This is a genomic window from Streptococcus sp. HMSC061D10, from assembly GCF_001808865.1.
Lineage (GTDB): Bacteria > Bacillota > Bacilli > Lactobacillales > Streptococcaceae > Streptococcus.
In genome coordinates, this window is the sequence record NZ_KV794987.1 from 13,587 (window position 1) to 31,235 (window position 17,649).

Below are 17,649 nucleotides of genomic sequence, written 5' to 3' on the forward strand. Positions count from 1 at the left end.
GTTAGTCACCTAGATATTTTTTAAGGGCATCAGAGTTGCTGCGTTTTTCCCATTCTTCAACGACACCTGTGATAGTTTCAAGCAAATAGGCCATAGTATCAACGGTTGAGCCATTAGAAAAAGCATAAACTTTGTTATAGGCATCTTCATCAAATAATTCAGTCCATGATTCTTTTACCATACCCTGCAATGATTCAAAGGCTTTGCTATCCTCTGTTTTAGAGATTTCCTCGCCCTCTTTCTCAAGCTTTTTACCAACAGACTCCATTTTGTGGATATTTTTGTCATTGGCTACAAATTCAAGTTTGAACTCTCCAAAGTCAACAGGGATGACATTGTCACGTTTCTTAATTACTACCATTTGTTTTCTCTCCTACTAATTTTTAAAATCAAAAATAAAAAGGGGAGCTTCACTCCCCTAGATTAAATCATCAACCGACTACAGCAGACTGTTTAGGTGCTGAGTTCCAAGTAATAGTGACTTCAAAATTCTCATACTCAGATGCCTCACCACCACCAATTTTAATGGCAGAGGCAGTAGCAACTCCAACGTACTGAGTTTTTCCGTCTGCATCAACTACTTTGAACCACAGTTTACGTTGATCACCAGTCATGAAACGCATGCCAGCGATAATAGCTTGAGCAGCATCCTCTTTGATATAATCACCCTCAAATGAGTAACCATATTTGACTGAGGTGACAACAGTTTCAGGCGTACCGTCGCCGCTGTAGTATGCTACGTCGTCTGTTTCTTCGTCGTTTTCAACCTCTGAGGTTGTAACACCATCCGCAAGCCATTTCCAAGCATCATTCGCTGGCTCAGTAGCTGGTGCTGTTGGTAACCAAGGCGCCACATAGTGCTTGCGCTTGGCGTTTTTCATTTTTGGCATTTAATTTCCTCCATTTGTTTCAAGTTGTGCCGTTACATCTAACATGTAAATATAAAAGCCTTGATCATCACGGTCATTAAGAAACGGCTGTGATACTTCAAGGCCTCTGAATTGATATGAGTTGTTTTTGCTAGGCAGATCCAGATTAAAATCAGCGAGAGCATGATTGATGGCCCACAAGATAGAGCTTGTTTTTTGGTGATCAGTCGTTTTGATTGCCACCTCAAATACAAGACTGATGTCCTGCTTGCCGTTCATGTACTCTTTTAAAACTTTGCCGCCTGGCAGAGGATATAGGACTAAATCCTCTCTCTCTGACAAGTAGTCAAGCCTACAAGCCAGAGAGAGACCTAGTGTATTGATGAAATCTCTGAGGACTTCTGAAAAATCATTATTGTTCATGCTTTTACTCCCATTGCTCTTAGTCCGACTTTCCCCCAATTATCAGCATGTAGAGCCGAGGCTCTCAAGTCCCACCGCTTACCTGTTCCAGGTGTGGTGTACTTTCTAAAGACAAAAGTCCTAACCTTGTTGTAGCTTGATCCGTAAAATTGAGCTCTAGCGTAAGGCCCAGGATACTTAACGCCATCCTTGGAGGCTTGACCACTTCCACTAAGCTCACCACTCTTACGAGGGATGAAAGGAGTGAAATCAATCAACATCTGATTAGATATTGCTAACTTACCTTTTGCCAACGCTGTTGGGGACACCTTGTTTTCAATGCCCTTTAAATCAACTTTGACAGATACACCAACGCCCATCAGATACACTCCACTTCGTAACAAAATACTTTTTGTTTGTGTGGATAACTGACAGGGATAACAGATGTCACTCTGTAGTCTCGCTTTCCGTCATTGATAATGGCATTTTTAAAGGTATCATCTAGGACAACTGGGCAATGTTTAGGGTATACAAACAATGTGCTAGGCTTGGACTCTTTACGATTATTCTGCGTCCCCTGCACTTGATATTGCCTATCAAATCTAACAGGTTTAAGTATCAATGGTTGTTTTAAAGTTTCTTTACCCCACCCATCTAATTCCCCTGTTGTTTTTTGAATAGTCACAGCATCAATCAATAATCGTTTATCAATGTCTGTCATAACCTACCCCCCTGTAGCCAAAACCAGCTCCTTTGAGCACGTTCAAGGCGTCAAGTGATAGATTATACCTAGCACTCTCTAATGATTGGTTAGAGGTATTTTTATAGGTCACATGGGTCCTACCTAATACCACAGTAGAGACTGATTGCTTATCATCAGCCGTAGTGATTCCGCTGGCATCTAAGTATGCTATCTGGAACGCTGTAGCTAGCTTAACAGCTTTCTTTCTGTGCTCAATTTCTTTTTCAAAATCTACAAAACTGTAGAAATTGTTAAGAAAGAGGTTGATAGCAATCTCTGCCCTCTGTAGCAGTTTGTCAAAGTTCTCAACTTCATCAAATCCTAAATCATTAAACTCATCTTTTGTTAAATAAGCGATAGTAACCACCTCCAATTTAAAAAGGCGGTGTTATTTATCCGCCTTTGCTTTTTCTTCTTTGTCAACACGCTTAAAGAACGGACTGAGTTCAGGGTGTGTAATTTCACCTTTAGCGTTGAGCTCATCAGACGTCTTGACATCCATGTCATACTCTGCATCTTTGTCATAGCTTTGTTCTTTGCCATCAACAATAAAGACAACGTTTGATGTCGCTTTAAATTTAGCCATTTAGACTACTCCTTTTCTTAACCAGCTGGGGCCAATTTTGCTTTAAGGATACCTACCTTATTTTCGTCAGCAATATACTTACCGTACTTACCAGCTCCCTGGATTGCTACTCCATAGAAATCATCTGCATCAATAGTACGGACGATTTGCAAACCTACACCAGCAACACCAACATCATCAACTACAAACATGATTTGTTCCCCTGTTTGGAAATATTCGTCAGGAGTTTCTTCAAGGACAAAACCTTTGAATTTGTACATTGTTTGATCATCAATGTTAGCTGATGAGTTCTTAGCTGTTGTGGCAAGTTTTGAGTCAATCAAGAAATCATATACATCTGATGTGACATAAGCAACCCATGCAATGCTCTTAGAAACCTTGTTATTAACAAATTTCTTGTGAGCTGTAGCAAATGCTTTTGTCACTCCTGCCTCGTCCATCTTGCCCTCAATTGTTTCGCTTGCATTATCAGACAAGGCTTTTGCAAGTAGTTCATTGATGTACTCTGTTTGAGCTAGGGCGTTTTCTTCCAAGCGCTCAGCTACTACCTTGTCAGCTACATCATTAACAGTTACATTATCAATCCCCTCATGGATTGAGATAGGCGCCTCATAAGGCACAGCCTTGTCAATAGACTTAATTTCTGTACGTGCACCAAAGCGATTAGTTGAACCTGTACCAGTTCCAAAAGCTACATTTTCGCCCTTGTCATACTTCTTGACAACAGCTTTTGTAGAGTTCACTTTCAAATGCAGCATAGTGTCAGAGTCTGAAACTCCGTCAAAGACTTGGATTTTACCACCGAATGAACGTAGAAAACGTGATCGGCTTTCTGTGATTTTGGCTAGCAAAGCCATGTAGTTCTGTGTGAAAATTTTTGTAGACATTCTACTCTCCTTTATTATTCATATTTGCTCATGATTTCATCAAAAGCGTTACCTTTTGCGTCTGGACCAGCCGCTGGATTGCCTCCGACTGAAATCTTAGGGTTAGGCTGCTTGTCCTCTGCTTGGAAAAGGTAAGGGCTTGACTCTTTGAGTGAGTTGATTGTGTCCTCTAATTGAGGTTTTCCATCTTCTCCTAGCTCGATTTTGTCTAGGTCAATGAATTTCATCAAGTCCTCTGAGTTGTAAGCTCCTACGTCTTTCAAAGCAAGGGCTACAGCGTTTGTTTTAGTGATCTGAGCGAGATTTGCCTCACTATCCAGCTTGTACTGGTCAAATTGGGCTTTTAGTTCTTCAAGTTGTTGTTTGCTCTCAGCACTCGCTCCCTCTTTGGCCTGTAGGTCCTGAATAGCTTGGGTTTGTTGCTCAAGTTGTTGTTTTAATGCGTCGTTTTCGACTTGTAGTTCCGACTTAGCTTGTGACTTGGCATTTTCAATACCTGCACCGTACGCTTGCATGATATTGTCAATCACTGCCTTATCCTGGATACCTGCCTCAACTAACATTTCACGTTTAAGACTCATGTCTTAACTCCTCCTTTTTTACGTCACATGGACAAATTAAGACAGTTTTACGCCATGCTCCAGGGCAAAAGAAAAACCGAATGGAAATCCATACGGTTTATAGTGGTTAATAGCAATTTATTGCAAAACAAAAGCGCCTAGATTGTTCTAAGCGCTATGAGATTGCTTTAATTGAGATAATCTCACTCTCAAAGAGAGAAATCTCAGTTGGTTCATCAGGACTAGGATTGTCAATGAGGATAGTGATTTCATCTTGCTCATCATTGTCCATTTCGTCAATAAAATCTGTGACAAGCCCCTTGATGACTTCACCGTCACTATTTACTACCTGAACCCTTGAGCGTAGGTAGTTCCAAAGTTGTTTACTCATTTACGGTCTCCTTTCCCTTTGATAGTTGGCACAATATGTGAGCCTGTTTTACTGTAATGAATACGGAAATCAGTAGTATTCTCGACGACTTCACCAGTTCTAGGATCTATATAGGTTCCTATAGGTTTATTCTGTGAGATAATTTCCTGCATTTTGGTTGATTTTGGATCATACTTGAATTGTCCTGTTCCAGCATATCTATCAACCAGCGCCTGACATTCTTCTTTAGAGATTGTCAGATAGCTTGGTGGAGGTGCTCCTTTTTCTAAATTCTTCTGGAGATATTTCTCATATCCATTAGTACCTCTAATGTGGTTTTCAAAATGCTCGTTATTGATTTCTGTCTTAATTATACCACTTTTAACAGCTGAATTAAACTTCTCACGCATTTCTTGTTGTTCTGCTCTGTGTTTTTCCAGCTTTTCAAGTTCTTTTCTGACCTTAACCTCTTTCTTAGCTTTGGTATAAGGGTCATCATAGTATTTTTCTCTAGCATAATCACGGTGTAGAAATGGGTGTTGTTTGAGATAGTCTCTCATGGCTCCTTGTTGAATCCTAACCTTGCTCTTATACTTGTCTATCAGCTCACTATCTCCTAGCTTTTCAGCAATGTGTAGAAATTCCTTAGACTTCCTGATAGACCTCTCTAAGGCTCTCTGTTTAGCCTGAGCGTTTGCGTTTTCTATTGCCTGCTCTGGTGTCAAGTCTCTTAACTCGTCAGGCAAATCAGGCTTGTAGTTAGCCCCTGGAATGTAGGGAGTCATCTCATGAGTACAGTTAATACCCTGACATCCCCAAGCGTATCCATAGCCATAGTCTGATAGCGCCAAAATACGCTCCCCTTTTTCAGTTCTAGCAACTCCAGTGGTTACTATCTGATGTTGCAAAGGAGCGCACATCTCTCTTGCTGTGGCCTTTTTGTGATAATAAAAGGTATCTATACCTAATTCCTCAGCTGGAGCCATTCTGACCTCATGATAGACACGCCAAGCTGTGGACTTGATAACCTGTCTAGCATAAGTGTCAGCTTTCCAGCGTTTGCCTTGGCTATCAGTAAAGCCATAAAAACCCTTTTCAGCCCATTTCATGACCGTATCAGAGATAGCCTTGTCTGAGGTAGTGAGTCCTGTGACAACCTTGGCCACGCTCTCCTGGACAATAGACTGATATACCTTTCTCACGCTCATTGGTAGAGTGGTATTGATAAGGTTGTCTATATCTCCCATGGCCTGATTGACATAAGCAGCTAGATTGGTCTGAATGAGTGAGTTACCAGCAAAACTACCTCCACCAGTTGCCTCTAAAAGTTGCTGTTTGGTGTCTTTGTAGATTTTGTAGCCCTCATTTTGGATGACATGTCTAAGCTGTTCTTCAGCAATCCCTGAACGGTCAGAAATGAGCTTGACATTATCCTCATTGAGTAGGCCCATCTCATTCATTTTCTCAAGTTGCCAAATATAAGGATTATCATCAAGACTAGCAGATCCACGCTTTTTGATACGGTCTATAACTTGGTCAAAGAGTTCAAGAGTTAGCTGATGATAGATGTCTGCAACGTTACTAGCGTCAAGCATTAGCTGCTCATCATTTAGCTTGATTGGTTTCTTCTTGTCATCAGCCATTTAATCACTCTCCGTAAACTTCTACATCATCAGGACTACGCTCTTCGCTTGCCTCATCAATAGCATTGCCACTGATTTCAGCTTTGATTTTCTTAGCTTTTTCAGGCGTAACATTCAAAACTTTCTCAATGGCCATGACATCCGTGGCAAAGCCAGCATTTACAACCTTAACCCAGTAGTCCAGCTCAGCGTTTCTGTCTGTAAAAACTCCGTCGTCAAGGTTGATGCTGATTTTCTCCATTTCAGGGATACTCCCCTTATAAAGATCGTAAGCCTTCCCCAGCTCTAACATTGAGATAATGAGCTCTTTTAGAGACTGCTCTACTAAGCTGACAATGCTGTTTCTCATCTGATAGGTGTCTGAGTTCTCGCTGACAACCTCAGTAGCTGTTTTCAAGCTCTTACCATCAAAGGTGAACATGCCAGAAGATACTCCTATCTGCATTTCAAAAATCGCAAGGATCTTATTGATAGCCTTGATATAGTCATCTGATCGGATAGGCGTTGTAAGGTCTGTGATACCTATACCCTTATCCATATCTCCTGAGTCAAATTGTTCATAGACATTACGTCCAGATTCAAACTTACGCTTAACCGTTACATTCTCGCCGTCTTGATCGTATTCAACCTTAATCATCTGAGTAGGAACTGCTACCCTACGCTGTCCCATCTTAACCTCCCACATGAACTCATCATAGGTTGTGTTAAGAAAATCCATTGTAGTCTTAGCATTGTCAAAGATAGACAGCCCTAGAGGACTGTTGATGTCCTTGTTATTCATTCCTGGAGTCTTGAGGTAAGTAAATAGTGGACGACTCAAGCCGTTCAGGTCTACCACTTCCTCAAGATCCTCATAGAGGTCTGACAGAGGAACCCTAGAGCCTACCACGTTCTGATTATAAGACTTGTAGAGCTCGTTAGTGACTGTGTACTTGTCATCCTTGCCCCATTCGTGTAGCTCAATCAGCGTGTAAAACTTCTGCTTGTTACCCTCTGACTTGATTGTCTTAGTGATAATAGCAGCACTAGAGACGTCCTGCGTGTTACTTTGCAAAGGCAAAAAGACAGGTGCCTGAATGAAAGAGACTCTTACCTTGTCTCTGTCAACGTATGGCCTCATAGCCAATCCACCAAGCGCCAAACCACTTTCCAGGTAACGCTCAAAATTCTTAACAAATCTATCATCCTGTAGCTGTTTCTGAATGAATTTGTTAGCGTCCTTATCATCTAGCTTGATTTCAGCCTGCTCATTAAACACTAGGCTTGCAATCTTCTTGGCTGCTGTACGTCCAATAGGCAGATGGTTGAAAGCTCGCTTTTGAGGTGTGCCATTGCTGTCAGTGTACTCAATTTGTGGATAATGTCCTGCATAATACTTGAGATTTTCCCTAATGCGGTCATACTCTGTGGATGACACTGCTATTTTAGGGTGATCAGTGATATTCGTTAAGTTCTGTGTTGTCATCACATACTTGCTCCTTGTGAAAAAATTCTTGATAGTCTGTACTATTCCCATTATTGGCTCCTTTAGGCTTTTAGTCTTAACTCTCTAGCGTTGTCCAGGACAAAATACTTGAACTCGTCCACCGTGTGGTCATCTTCCTTGATGACTTTTGGATCATCAGTATTGAGTGACTTGTCATCATAGCGGTACATCTTATGCTCCTCTACAAATACCCTGTTATTAGGGATGTCAAGGTAGTAGAAACGCCCCTCAGCTAGTAGACTGATAACCATATCAATCATAGTCTGATTTTTCTTCTTGGCTACTGGGTGCCAGCGCTCGCCGTAGTCTTTGAAATACTGGTTACGCAAAGCTCCCTCAGCACTATCAATAGTCATCTTGAGTTTAGGCACTCTGTAGGTCTTCATGACCTTGTCTATAAAGTCATGGATCATCACAGAGAGCTCACTAGGGGCCTTTTTGATGGTCTTGCCAGCTGGGCTGTAGTAAAACGTATCAAGCAAGATAACATTACCCTTGGCAGTTAGCCCATAAGCTCCACAGGCTGTCGCTGATTGCTGGTGTCCTGTATCCAGGGCAAATGATATACCTATCACTTTGTCGTTGTCTGGGAGGCTTTCTAGTGGTTTAAAATAGCTCATGTTATAAACATGATTACCTAAGCCGATTACCTCGCCTAGATACATCCAACGGTAATAGTCAGGGTCTGTCTCCTTGTAGCGTTCTATCTTGTCTTTCATCTGCTTAGACAAAAAACCTAACTTGTCATCAAGGTAGGTGCTGTGATGTATCATGTAAGTAGGGTCACTAGCTTTCTCAGCTACCCACTCATTAATCCAATCATAGGGATTCCTTGGAGGGTTGTATGTGAAATAGACCTTAACCTCTTTGCCGTTTGGCAGCTCTTGACGGATGAAAGTATCCTCAACTATATCAATGTCTTCACGACCTGCGAACTCAGCCAATTCCTCAAACCATACGGCCATTACATAGCCTTTGGCTATTTTTTGGGATTTGAGTTTCATTGGATCGTCTACGCCGTAAAAATAAAAGGCTGTACCTGTTTTCTTGTGTGTAATCTGTAAGGGTGATTTCCCAAATTTGAACTGATTAGCTAGCCCCATCTCATAGATGGCCCATCTTATCTGTTCATACACTGACATCCTCAAGTATTTCCCTACTTTGCGTAAGACTACCACATTCCCGTTAGGATCGTTGATAAAGTCATTTACAAGGTCAATGGATACTACAGAGGACTTAGTAGAGGCACGGCCACCCTTGAGCACTATGTGGCTCTTGGGTGTATAGAGGACTTCGTCAAATACTGGGTTAATCAGTTTCGCTAGGTTCAGTATTGCCATTATACTCACTCCTATCAAATGTAAATCCAGTAATGACTGTGTCGTCATCATCATTAGAGCCTAGCTGAGCTTTGAGGTTATCAATCCTCAAGCGCTGCTCCTCAGTAACGAGAGGGGAGCGTGTGAGCTCGTCGTAGGTCTTAATCATGCTTTTAAGCTCTGACTGGGCCCTTGCCATTGCAGCTAACGCCTTGCCTTGCTTATCCCATGATGTATGAATTTCATAGCTTGCTCCACCTTTTGCCGTGGTAGCTATAAGTACGCTTGTAGTATCATCAACATCCTGAACGTAAAGAATACGCTGAGCATGTAGTAAATTAGCATAGGTCAGCGTGATATTTTCCCAGAGTATATCTATAGGCTGTTTTTCCGAAAGCTCTTGCGCTATCTCATATACCTCTTGAGGCAAATACTTAGCAAACAGTCCATGTTTGAGGGCATTAGTATTCCCCTTAGGTGCTCCATGCCCTAAAGCGTTCTTACTACCCTTAGGAGCGCCCCTTGGATTTTTGGAGCGTTCCGTATTTTTCTTTTGGAACGTTCCTTTTATTTTAGGTTCCCATTTGTCTTTACTTTTCCAACCTCGGACAGTGCCAGCTGAAACACCCAAACGCTCAGCAATCTCAATCAGTTCAATGTTTCCATTGCTTTCTGAATAGATTTCAAATGCTTTGTCTCGGTTGGGGTCTCTTGCTCTACCCAAGCCTAAACCTCCTGCTGTTTATTTGTTTTGAAATATAAAAAAGCCACTCAAAGAGTGACTGTATGCGGTAAGTGGGTGCCTCCCCCACCAGAGCCTTATATAGCGCTACTTTATCTCTGTCCTACAGGTTAATTAGCCTAAATCTAATTACCGCCCTGTACCCCTATTGTGATAGCTACTCACAGAGATACAACGGGAACAACAGGGCTCGAACCTGCAACCAATAGATTAAAAATCTATCGCTCTACCACTTGAGCTATGTTCCTACTGCAAGTAGACTACAGACTTGCGTGTTAATTAGAAATTACTTTCTTTTTTTATTTTGTGTAGTCTTTTTTGCGATATTAAAACATCCTACTCTATCGCCACTGGTAACCCAAGCCAGCAGTTTTTCAGAAGCTTTTCTAGGTCATTACCTAAGGTGCCTTTGCTTTATTTCTTGATACTACCATTTTAACAGATTTTAGACTTCATGCCTGTACAGTTACTATCATTTACTATCAATTCTGAAAGAATACTATCAAGCTCCTTTACTGCTTGTTTCTTCAAACGATAGTAAGTAGGGGAACTCATGCCCCCCATGCTGTCACAGATGTCATCAACGTACATCTTATTGATGTAGGTCTTTCTCAAAATAGTTCTATGTTTTGGATTTTTAAGCTTGTTGATCATTCTACCTAGTTCAAGTTTCCTATTGATAACCTCTTTAGTATCCTGTTCTATAGCCTCTTTCATCACGATAAGCTGAGTATAAACATCATCAACTTTTCTAGTCTGTCCGCCTTGAACTTTGACGTCAGTCCATTTGGGACTTGAGAGCAAACCTGCCTCAAGCTCATTGATTTCATCTATACGGCTTTGAATGTCCATGTCCAGATCCTGCAGCTCTTTCAATAGCTCTTTAGCCTTGTTCACTCTCTATCTCCTTTTTGTGATATAATAATCTTATTGAGAATTTAGCTGAGGCAGAGAGTGTCTTGGCTTTTTTCTTTTAGCAATTATTGAGTATCTTGATAGTCTCCTCATAACTAAGATTTACTTTAGCTTTTTGCTCCTCGTATGCTCCAAAAAATTTTGGGATTTTGAAATAAATGATTGTACAGCCGTCATGATATCTAGTAACCGTGTAGATATGTTTGAGCAAATCTTTTCTGATCGCAATGTTTGGAAATGCTACAAGCCCCAACTTATCTTCTTGATTTGTTTTCTTTGCTTTTATAGCTCCTGAATACGGGTATTTTTTAGGTCTCATTCCATATCCTCCAAAAACTCCTTATTTTCATAGACGTTGCCGATGATTTCAAAGTGATGATAAGCTAGAAATAGTGGATCCCATTCTGAAACCCTTTCTTGCATTTCGTCTACAAATCTGTAAATAAAACTTGCGTAAGAACCATGCCATTTGATAATTGCTTTTCTGCCTTTATAATCAACTATATCCCCCTCAAATATTTCTTGACCATTTCTGTCAAAAAGGCCAGTTGACTGCATGATGGCTAGATAATCAACAAAAACATAATCTGGAGAGTTTGTGACGAACTCCTGTTCAACTACTACAACTTGCCCACTTTCTGTTATTGCAAAAGTATCTTTGAACATTTCTTTTTTTGCGCCATCCCACGCTCTAAATTTCGGTCTCATAATCTCACCTCGTCTCCAATCCTCAAAGTTTCGTAGCTTGTTTGAGTAACTACGAAAATGCCGTAATTCTGTATTGTGATTGTGTAGAGTTCACCAATCTTCTCCTTGTGGACGACTCTACCTTTGATTTCTGCGCCTTGATTATCAGCTTTATAGATGACAATCGGGCGCTTTTCTTCTAATTTCTTAATATGGATACTCTGCCAGACATTCAATCCAGCGGATAGCAGGATCCAGACTGCGATAAATCGTTTCATGCCTCCTCCTCTAAATAATCTTACCGTCAAAGATCAGGGTAATTGTGCCTGTTCCGTTCTTGTTGTCAGATACCAGGGCCCGACAGTCGCCGCTTAACTCAACGCCCTCTATAGTGATACTACGTTGAGACTTGTTGACATGAATGATTGTGTCATTTGATGTCTTAATTCTCATTATCTTCCTCCTCAATTTTAATAACGGCCCTACCGTTTGGGTTTCGTCTTTGGTGTGATGTGTAAGTGTAATACTTTAACATCCTTTCAGTAATTCCTGTTTCGCTACTGATCTGCGCTAATGTCCCAAGCGTAACAAACACATCACCCTGATATAATGCGTAGTCAGCCATCTGCTCCTCATTTCTTTAAATACTCAGGGGTTCCATAAGCTCCACCTCTACCTCTATCCGTGGATTTAGACTGTAGAACTTGCCTACATCATGCAGAGCTATCTGACCGTCGTCCTGGAAGACGATCCCTGACATACTGTCATATAGAGCTTTCTCATAGTTGTCAATGTCAGGCTTTTTGCCTACTGGAATGATTTCATCCAGGAGGGCCTGTTGGTTCTTCTTGACCTTGGAAATATACTGAGGAGGCTTGATGTAAAATCTAAGCCGTGCCCTCAGAGCTCCATCAAGAATAGGCTGACCCATGTACTGATTAGCAATGAGCAGCTGGCAATGATTGCGCCAGGCTTTCATGCCCTTGTCTTCATAAGTCGTGGTAAAACTCCCACGTCTTGCAAACCGTGGCCGTGATTGGGGCTTAGGCTCAATGTTCAGGGTTAATTTCATCCTAACTAAGCTCCCCTCTCAATCCACAGAGATCAAAAAGATTTTGTTTGTTAGCCTCAATATATTCAAAGAATATTTGTAACTCAGCTAGTTTTCTTTTTTCTTTCTTCACTCCTAAACTAGTATGGTATTCTACGTCCTCCTCAGGTTTAGCCTTAATGTCTAGCCAGTAGAGAGGCTCAAAAACATCCCCATTTTCATCCAAAGACGGCTCTGCGTCCTGGTTTCTAAAAACCATCTTCATATCATAGCCAATCATATTCTCAATTTTGATTTCTTTATTTTCAATCTCGATTACGATTGATGTTTTTGGGACATTGATTTTAGTTATCATGTTGTTTCTCCTGTAAGAATTCATTGTAAACCTTAGTAAAAATCTCTATTACTAGGTTTTGTGGAATGTTTGACCGTTCATTGTATGACTTAGAAAATTTTCCCCACTCTGTTTCTTGTTTGATAATGTCATTTCTAAGACCCAAATCAAGATTACTAGCAAACTTTGTGGGTTTCTGCAAAGGGTAGTCATAATTGTTGTAGCGTGTGAGGTTGAGATATGGCAACTTAAAATCCATAACATCCTCAATGTATTTCCATAGGCGCCCACTTGCTGGGTTCTCTATGATGAAATATTTAGGGTTATACCGCTTGATGATCTCAATGGTATTGAAAGCACAAAGCTCCCCATTGACCCTTTTCATAAATTGACGGTCATACTGATAATTTATATAGACTTTCTCGTAGTCAGAGGCGTTCCTAATGGTAAACATGCTAGGCTCCCTTTGTGGAGCAAAGAGGCTATCTGAGAGGTCTTCTTGTTTCCAGCAAGCGTTACCCTCGCACATAGCACTAGCATTACTCCAGCTTTCACATGGTGGGCTAGCTATTATCAAATCAGGCTTTGGCAACTTGTCAAGTGTATCAAAGAGCGTGTTGTCTCCAAATAATCGCCCATAGTCAGCAAGGTTCAAATTTATAAAATGATCGTTCTTGTTTTCTATGTCTATTCCGATTGGATAGATGTCAATGTTAGCCCCCCCCGAACTATTCAGGGCTTTCACGCCTTTTGTATAGCTGCCATTCCCACTGTCAAACAATGCCCAAACGGTCATTTTAATTGTCAACACTTTCCTCCTCAAACTTTACAAACGTTAGCCAGTGCGTGGTGCCTCTTTGTTGACCAAACAAAGGCTTGAATGGTATCACCTCTAGTAATTTTTTTACGTTTATTTGGCAATCAGACCACTTAAAAACTAGTGTGCCTCCAATTTTCAAAACTCTCATACATTCTTCAAAGCCCTTGGCCAAATCTTCCGCCCAGGTAATTTTATCCAGTTGTCCATACTGGGCTTTCATGATTGAATTTTTTCCTGCCCATTTTAAATGAGGAGGGTCGAAAACAACCAAATTAAAAGTATTATTTTCAAATGGCATGTCACGGAAATCACCGATAACATCAGGGTCTACATTGACTTTTTTCCCGTGTATATCAAATTTTTCTTGTCTGATGTCCATAAAAGTTGTATGACTCTCGTTTTTATCAAACCAAAACATACGACTTCCACAGCAAGCGTCAAGTATTTTAATATCTGACATCTATACCTCCTAAAACGGCAAGCCATCATCTGGGAGGTCAAATGGATTTGGATCATCAAAAGGTGAGTTGTTCCCATTTTGGAAACTGTTGCCTTGACCTTGTCCGTGATGACTATTGCGACTCTCTAGCAGAGCAACGCTCTCAGCCACTACCTCGGTCACATATCTACGCTTACCGTCTTTCTCGTAAGACCTGACTTGTATGCGTCCTGTTAGCCCAATAAGGGAGCCCTTGTTGCAATACTGAGCAATGATATCAGCTGTGCCTCTCCATGCTTGAAAATTGATAAAATCAGCCTCACGCTCTCCATTCTCATTCTTGAAATTGCGATTTACTGCAAGGGTACCCTGTAAGCTAGATACATTGTTAGGCGTTTTGCGTAGATCAGGAGGCGCTACAAGCCTTCCAACCAGTGTAACGTTGTTAATCATCTGACTTGTCCTCTCTAGCGCTACGTTCTCCTACAAGATATCCCAAAAACATCCATAGAATAGCCATTCCAATCTCTTTAATAAAATCATTCATTTTCTTTTACCTCCTGGATTGTTCCACCAGCCCATCAGGTCATCCTGATTTTTCTTAATATATTGTTCAAATTCCTCAAATTGGAGGATTGCCCATCTTAGACGGTGCATACCCTCTCCAGCTTTTGAACAAAAACCACAAATTTTAAAGACTGGTTCAAGTCTTATGATTGAAAATTGAGACAAGTTATCCACATTATAGGCTTGCTCCTCTGTTAGATTGATGTCTAGGATGAACTCGTCCCCTAAATCGTGGATAACTTGCAATCTCTTGCCGTCTGAATAGATTGAAATACTATCAGATATTCTCTTAATTTCCATATTTACCACCCACACTGCTCATTGAGTTCAGCCTGAGTCAGTGGATCGATACGTTGATAACCGCTGACTTGATAGTTTTCCTTAAATTTAAACCCTGCTTGTTCAAGAGTGGCCTTGAAACGGTCTTTTTCGGCTGTGTCCACAAAATACACCTCCAAAGTCATTTTTTGGGTATATCGTTTTAGGTTATTTTCAGCCCCTCTGAGAGCGTTCTGCTCATTTTGGGGGATTTGCCCACCGTCCAAGATTTCGCCAGCCTCTGGGTCAAAATTTGGGGTTTCCGTTGATTTTGGTTCTTGTTGTTTGGCTTGTTGAGCTGCTAAAAGTTCCTGATTTTCTCGCTCTGCTCGTTCTTGAGTCAGTCTGGTTTCTTCCTTTTGCTTTTCAAATTCATAGTCAGCTTTGATTTGTTCAAAAACCTCAGCAAGAGTCAAATCTTTCAGCTGTCGGATGTAAGGTGAGTCAGTCATGCCATACTCAGCACATAACCCTGAAATAGCTGACTTAGCCTTTTCAAATTCTTGCTGTTTCTGAAACTCAAATGTGACCATGTCATCAAGAGACTTCATAGTGGTTTTTTTAAGCGTCACGCCGTCAGCCATGAAATCGCTAGCCTTGACATAATCAAGGGCCTTTTCATCAAATAGGCGAGGATCCAGCATGTACTCAGCTGATTTGTTGGCTATGTAACTCTTAACCGTATCTATTTTTAGTTGTCTTTGATGTTCTTCAATTTCCTTGATACCTTTATCAAATTCACTAACTACGGTTGCAAATGGTTCAATAATTGACTTTGCATAACTATCCCATGTGTTAGCCGTCTCTGATAGCAAGTTTTTAGTGTCGATACGGATACGATTTTTAGACTCAATTAGCTTATTAAATTCAGCTCGCTTTGCCTTGTCATCTTTGAGAGTACTAGCTGTAGGAATATAGTCCTTGTACTTTTCAGTAGCCTCTATGAGGTCTTTTTCAAAAGACTCTCTAGTAAGCTCATCCGTTGTAATCATTTCATAAATTTTATTGATTTTCTTATCATCAATAACCTGTAATTCTTGCATGTTGTCCTCCTAATATTCAAGTTCACCGTCTAGCAACTCGCCCTGGATTGGCTCCTCAGTTTGAGCAGGTTCGAGATCTGCATGATTTGCCTCTTGCTCTTTGTTAAATTGCTCAATCTGAGCCATCTTGCGTGCTACGACATCCTCGCGGCTTTCTTGAGGAGTGACATCTTTGATTGTGTCAAATGTATCTCCGCCATCAATGTCTGTATACATGTTTCCGAGTTCATCAGGAAAGGCCTCTCTAAGAGTCTGTACTAGAGCTGTTTTTCTGATCATAGTGGCTGGCATTGATTTCCAAGTGCTCCGTGGATTGCCATTTCTGTCTGTTTTGACATACTCATTAAAGTCAACTGTGACCTTATATCTGTGTGAACGGTCTTTACGATAGACAACGGCCCAACCACCTATTAGAATGTCCTCAGGTAATTTAAGAGAGCCCTCAATCTCTATCATTTCGCCATTTCTCATGACAGTAATTCCAGCCTCAAAGCCATCATATCCCTCACAACGTTCAGCACGTTTCATAAATGCCTCTTTAGAGACAATCAAGCTGAACTCTGTGCCGCTATTGTTTTGATAGGCTACAATGTAGACCTCGTTAGCAAATGGGTTAAGATTGCGACCTTTACACAAGGCTAGCGCTTGACCTACTTGTTTTTCAGTCAGTAGGTTTTGTGGGTCAAAATACTTTTTGATGTCTGCCCCAGTCAATAAACTTGGGTCAGTAGTGATGTCACGTTTTATCTGTGTTGCTAATTGGTTATTAGTCATTTTGATTTCTCCTATGTATTCATGTCAATTCTGCGTCTAGACTTACTGTTTAAGTTATCTAATTCATTTTTGTAATCTTGAATAAGTTGCAAATTCCGGTCAATGAAGCGTTCTACAACTTGACCTAGAAGTTCTTGTGTTGTCACGCCTCTCAATTCAGCAAGAAGTCTGATATATTCTTTTTGCTTTTCAGAGATTTCTGCTCTTATGAACGACTTTCCTTTATTTGTCATCTGCGTCATTTTTTCTCCTTTAGGCTAACAATCTCCTACATAGATCCATTGACCAGCGCTGAAAATCCAATCAGCTGGGTCACGTTCTTCCCTGGGTTCAGGAGGCTGCAAGTAATCACGGTCATAGTCAAAGGTGCCAAATAGTCCTCTGTCCATGTGCTGCCTCCTACCCTACCATGTCTTGATAAACATCAAGCAGGCGTTGTTGTATTGCAGCAGTGTCAGCGTACTGTCTGCGACTACGGCCTAGCTCCATATTTTCCTCAGAGAGCTCTTTTAGTAAGTCGTTTTGTTGCTTAATAATCGCTTTGAGTTGTCTATTTTCTGCTTGTAAGTTTCTGATGGTAATCAAATTGTTATTTGATTTTGATTGGCCATCACCCCAAAGATCATCTAGTCCAAAGATTTCTTTGAATTTACTCCACATTATTCTTCCTCCTCGTCATCTTCCGTCATGTTCTTTCCAATAGCCTCTCTTGGACTCATGCCATCTAATACATCCTTGATAGCATGTGAGATGTCGTGGATTGTGTTCATTGAGATTTTTAGTTCATCAGGTAGTCCTAAGATATTCACAGTTAGTAATCCAAGCATATATAATTTATGTAGTTCCTCTTGTAGCTGTTCGATACGTTTAATTTTTTCTTGCTGCGCTTTGATAATTTGGTCTTTGTCAATCATGATTTTTCTCCTGTGGATAACTCAGTTATCCCTTTCTTTTATTTAGATTAGTAGTAGTTTGTTGTAAGTTAGTAGTTATTACTAAGTTAGTGCCGTAAGGCTTAGATTATTGTATAGTTAGTACTTGTTGTATAGTTAGTATTTATTAGAGGGCAATTTTACACATGGCAATTTTACACAT

At 40.7% G+C, this 17,649-nt stretch carries 31 protein-coding genes and 1 tRNA gene; all 32 read right to left on the reverse strand.

What is annotated here, in order from left to right:
- Window position 1 precedes the first annotated feature (1 nt).
- A complete protein-coding gene (locus HMPREF2728_RS00065) occupies window positions 2–361 on the reverse strand; it encodes a hypothetical protein (RefSeq protein ID WP_075226696.1) in 360 nt (119 codons plus the stop codon).
- 70 nt (window positions 362–431) lie between these two features.
- Complete coding sequence (locus HMPREF2728_RS00070) at window positions 432–890, reverse strand: phage tail tube protein (RefSeq protein WP_075226697.1); 459 nt, start codon at window positions 888–890, stop codon at window positions 432–434.
- On the reverse strand, window positions 891–1,292 hold the full coding sequence (locus HMPREF2728_RS00075) for a minor capsid protein (RefSeq protein ID WP_075226698.1): 402 nt from the start codon (window positions 1,290–1,292) through the stop codon (window positions 891–893). It abuts the gene before it with no gap.
- Entirely contained in the window at window positions 1,289–1,651 is a 363-nt protein-coding gene (locus tag HMPREF2728_RS00080) for a minor capsid protein (protein ID WP_075226699.1), read from the reverse strand. Before HMPREF2728_RS00080 ends, HMPREF2728_RS00075 begins: the two co-directional genes overlap by 4 nt.
- Window positions 1,651–1,992: a putative minor capsid protein gene (locus tag HMPREF2728_RS00085; protein ID WP_075226700.1), complete on the reverse strand. Its 342-nt coding sequence runs from the start codon at window positions 1,990–1,992 to the stop codon at window positions 1,651–1,653. Before HMPREF2728_RS00085 ends, HMPREF2728_RS00080 begins: the two co-directional genes overlap by 1 nt.
- Window positions 1,979–2,386, reverse strand: coding sequence for a hypothetical protein (locus tag HMPREF2728_RS00090; protein ID WP_075226701.1), 408 nt, complete (start codon window positions 2,384–2,386; stop codon window positions 1,979–1,981). The genes HMPREF2728_RS00085 and HMPREF2728_RS00090 overlap by 14 nt, the downstream gene beginning before the upstream one ends.
- Window positions 2,387–2,401: 15 nt before the next feature.
- Window positions 2,402–2,599, reverse strand: a complete 198-nt coding sequence (locus tag HMPREF2728_RS00095) for a hypothetical protein (protein ID WP_075226702.1) — start codon at window positions 2,597–2,599, stop codon at window positions 2,402–2,404.
- Window positions 2,600–2,616: 17 nt separating this feature from the next.
- On the reverse strand, window positions 2,617–3,486 hold the full coding sequence (locus tag HMPREF2728_RS00100; RefSeq protein ID WP_075226703.1) for a capsid protein: 870 nt from the start codon (window positions 3,484–3,486) through the stop codon (window positions 2,617–2,619).
- Window positions 3,487–3,500: 14 nt separating this feature from the next.
- Window positions 3,501–4,067, reverse strand: coding sequence for a phage scaffolding protein (locus HMPREF2728_RS00105; protein ID WP_075226704.1), 567 nt, complete (start codon window positions 4,065–4,067; stop codon window positions 3,501–3,503).
- 154 nt (window positions 4,068–4,221) lie between these two features.
- Entirely contained in the window at window positions 4,222–4,437 is a 216-nt protein-coding gene (locus tag HMPREF2728_RS00110) for a hypothetical protein (protein WP_006155258.1), read from the reverse strand.
- Window positions 4,434–6,059 carry a phage minor capsid protein gene (locus HMPREF2728_RS00115; RefSeq protein WP_075226705.1) on the reverse strand — a complete coding sequence of 542 codons (1,626 nt, stop codon included), beginning with the start codon at window positions 6,057–6,059 and terminating at the stop codon, window positions 4,434–4,436. The genes HMPREF2728_RS00110 and HMPREF2728_RS00115 overlap by 4 nt, the downstream gene beginning before the upstream one ends.
- A 4-nt stretch (window positions 6,060–6,063) precedes the next feature.
- Window positions 6,064–7,575, reverse strand: a complete 1,512-nt coding sequence (locus HMPREF2728_RS00120; protein WP_315940866.1) for a phage portal protein — start codon at window positions 7,573–7,575, stop codon at window positions 6,064–6,066.
- 11 nt (window positions 7,576–7,586) lie between these two features.
- Window positions 7,587–8,885: a PBSX family phage terminase large subunit gene (locus HMPREF2728_RS00125; RefSeq protein WP_075226707.1), complete on the reverse strand. Its 1,299-nt coding sequence runs from the start codon at window positions 8,883–8,885 to the stop codon at window positions 7,587–7,589.
- Window positions 8,854–9,588 carry a phage terminase small subunit gene (gene terS / locus HMPREF2728_RS00130; RefSeq protein ID WP_075226708.1) on the reverse strand — a complete coding sequence of 245 codons (735 nt, stop codon included), beginning with the start codon at window positions 9,586–9,588 and terminating at the stop codon, window positions 8,854–8,856. Before terS ends, HMPREF2728_RS00125 begins: the two co-directional genes overlap by 32 nt.
- A gap of 193 nt (window positions 9,589–9,781) precedes the next feature.
- A tRNA-Lys gene (locus HMPREF2728_RS00135) sits at window positions 9,782–9,853 on the reverse strand.
- A 188-nt stretch (window positions 9,854–10,041) separates the two neighbouring features.
- On the reverse strand, window positions 10,042–10,503 hold the full coding sequence (locus HMPREF2728_RS00140) for a DUF1492 domain-containing protein (RefSeq protein ID WP_075226709.1): 462 nt from the start codon (window positions 10,501–10,503) through the stop codon (window positions 10,042–10,044).
- 76 nt (window positions 10,504–10,579) lie between these two features.
- Window positions 10,580–10,840 (reverse strand): hypothetical protein, encoded by a 261-nt coding sequence (locus HMPREF2728_RS00145; protein WP_075226710.1) that lies wholly within the window; start codon window positions 10,838–10,840, stop codon window positions 10,580–10,582.
- Window positions 10,837–11,229: a YopX family protein gene (locus HMPREF2728_RS00150; RefSeq protein ID WP_075226711.1), complete on the reverse strand. Its 393-nt coding sequence runs from the start codon at window positions 11,227–11,229 to the stop codon at window positions 10,837–10,839. The genes HMPREF2728_RS00145 and HMPREF2728_RS00150 overlap by 4 nt, the downstream gene beginning before the upstream one ends.
- Window positions 11,226–11,486 carry a DUF1372 family protein gene (locus HMPREF2728_RS00155; RefSeq protein ID WP_075226712.1) on the reverse strand — a complete coding sequence of 87 codons (261 nt, stop codon included), beginning with the start codon at window positions 11,484–11,486 and terminating at the stop codon, window positions 11,226–11,228. The genes HMPREF2728_RS00150 and HMPREF2728_RS00155 overlap by 4 nt, the downstream gene beginning before the upstream one ends.
- A 164-nt stretch (window positions 11,487–11,650) precedes the next feature.
- Complete coding sequence (locus HMPREF2728_RS00160) at window positions 11,651–11,833, reverse strand: hypothetical protein (RefSeq protein WP_049511141.1); 183 nt, start codon at window positions 11,831–11,833, stop codon at window positions 11,651–11,653.
- Window positions 11,834–11,848: 15 nt separating this feature from the next.
- Window positions 11,849–12,280, reverse strand: a complete 432-nt coding sequence (locus HMPREF2728_RS00165; RefSeq protein ID WP_075226713.1) for a RusA family crossover junction endodeoxyribonuclease — start codon at window positions 12,278–12,280, stop codon at window positions 11,849–11,851.
- Window position 12,281: 1 nt separating this feature from the next.
- Complete coding sequence (locus HMPREF2728_RS00170) at window positions 12,282–12,614, reverse strand: hypothetical protein (protein WP_049511139.1); 333 nt, start codon at window positions 12,612–12,614, stop codon at window positions 12,282–12,284.
- Window positions 12,604–13,389, reverse strand: coding sequence for a DNA cytosine methyltransferase (locus tag HMPREF2728_RS00175; protein ID WP_075226722.1), 786 nt, complete (start codon window positions 13,387–13,389; stop codon window positions 12,604–12,606). Before HMPREF2728_RS00175 ends, HMPREF2728_RS00170 begins: the two co-directional genes overlap by 11 nt.
- A gap of 1 nt (window position 13,390) precedes the next feature.
- Window positions 13,391–13,873: a class I SAM-dependent methyltransferase gene (locus HMPREF2728_RS00180; protein WP_075226714.1), complete on the reverse strand. Its 483-nt coding sequence runs from the start codon at window positions 13,871–13,873 to the stop codon at window positions 13,391–13,393.
- Window positions 13,874–13,882: 9 nt separating this feature from the next.
- Window positions 13,883–14,305 carry a single-stranded DNA-binding protein gene (ssb, locus tag HMPREF2728_RS00185; RefSeq protein ID WP_075226715.1) on the reverse strand — a complete coding sequence of 141 codons (423 nt, stop codon included), beginning with the start codon at window positions 14,303–14,305 and terminating at the stop codon, window positions 13,883–13,885.
- Between the two features lie 90 nt (window positions 14,306–14,395).
- Window positions 14,396–14,719, reverse strand: coding sequence for a hypothetical protein (locus HMPREF2728_RS00190; RefSeq protein ID WP_075226716.1), 324 nt, complete (start codon window positions 14,717–14,719; stop codon window positions 14,396–14,398).
- A 2-nt stretch (window positions 14,720–14,721) separates the two neighbouring features.
- Window positions 14,722–15,780, reverse strand: coding sequence for a DUF1351 domain-containing protein (locus tag HMPREF2728_RS00195; RefSeq protein WP_075226717.1), 1,059 nt, complete (start codon window positions 15,778–15,780; stop codon window positions 14,722–14,724).
- A 9-nt stretch (window positions 15,781–15,789) separates the two neighbouring features.
- The gene (gene bet, locus HMPREF2728_RS00200; protein WP_075226718.1) at window positions 15,790–16,554 is read right to left on the reverse strand and encodes a phage recombination protein Bet; all 765 of its coding nucleotides are present in this window, start codon (window positions 16,552–16,554) and stop codon (window positions 15,790–15,792) included.
- An 11-nt stretch (window positions 16,555–16,565) separates the two neighbouring features.
- On the reverse strand, window positions 16,566–16,796 hold the full coding sequence (locus tag HMPREF2728_RS00205; RefSeq protein WP_075226719.1) for a hypothetical protein: 231 nt from the start codon (window positions 16,794–16,796) through the stop codon (window positions 16,566–16,568).
- Between the two features lie 15 nt (window positions 16,797–16,811).
- Window positions 16,812–16,943 (reverse strand): hypothetical protein, encoded by a 132-nt coding sequence (locus tag HMPREF2728_RS10885; RefSeq protein ID WP_261674093.1) that lies wholly within the window; start codon window positions 16,941–16,943, stop codon window positions 16,812–16,814.
- Window positions 16,944–16,953: 10 nt separating this feature from the next.
- Window positions 16,954–17,214: a hypothetical protein gene (locus HMPREF2728_RS00210; RefSeq protein WP_075226720.1), complete on the reverse strand. Its 261-nt coding sequence runs from the start codon at window positions 17,212–17,214 to the stop codon at window positions 16,954–16,956.
- The gene (locus HMPREF2728_RS00215; RefSeq protein WP_075226721.1) at window positions 17,214–17,468 is read right to left on the reverse strand and encodes a hypothetical protein; all 255 of its coding nucleotides are present in this window, start codon (window positions 17,466–17,468) and stop codon (window positions 17,214–17,216) included. The genes HMPREF2728_RS00210 and HMPREF2728_RS00215 overlap by 1 nt, the downstream gene beginning before the upstream one ends.
- Window positions 17,469–17,649: the final 181 nt, after the last annotated feature.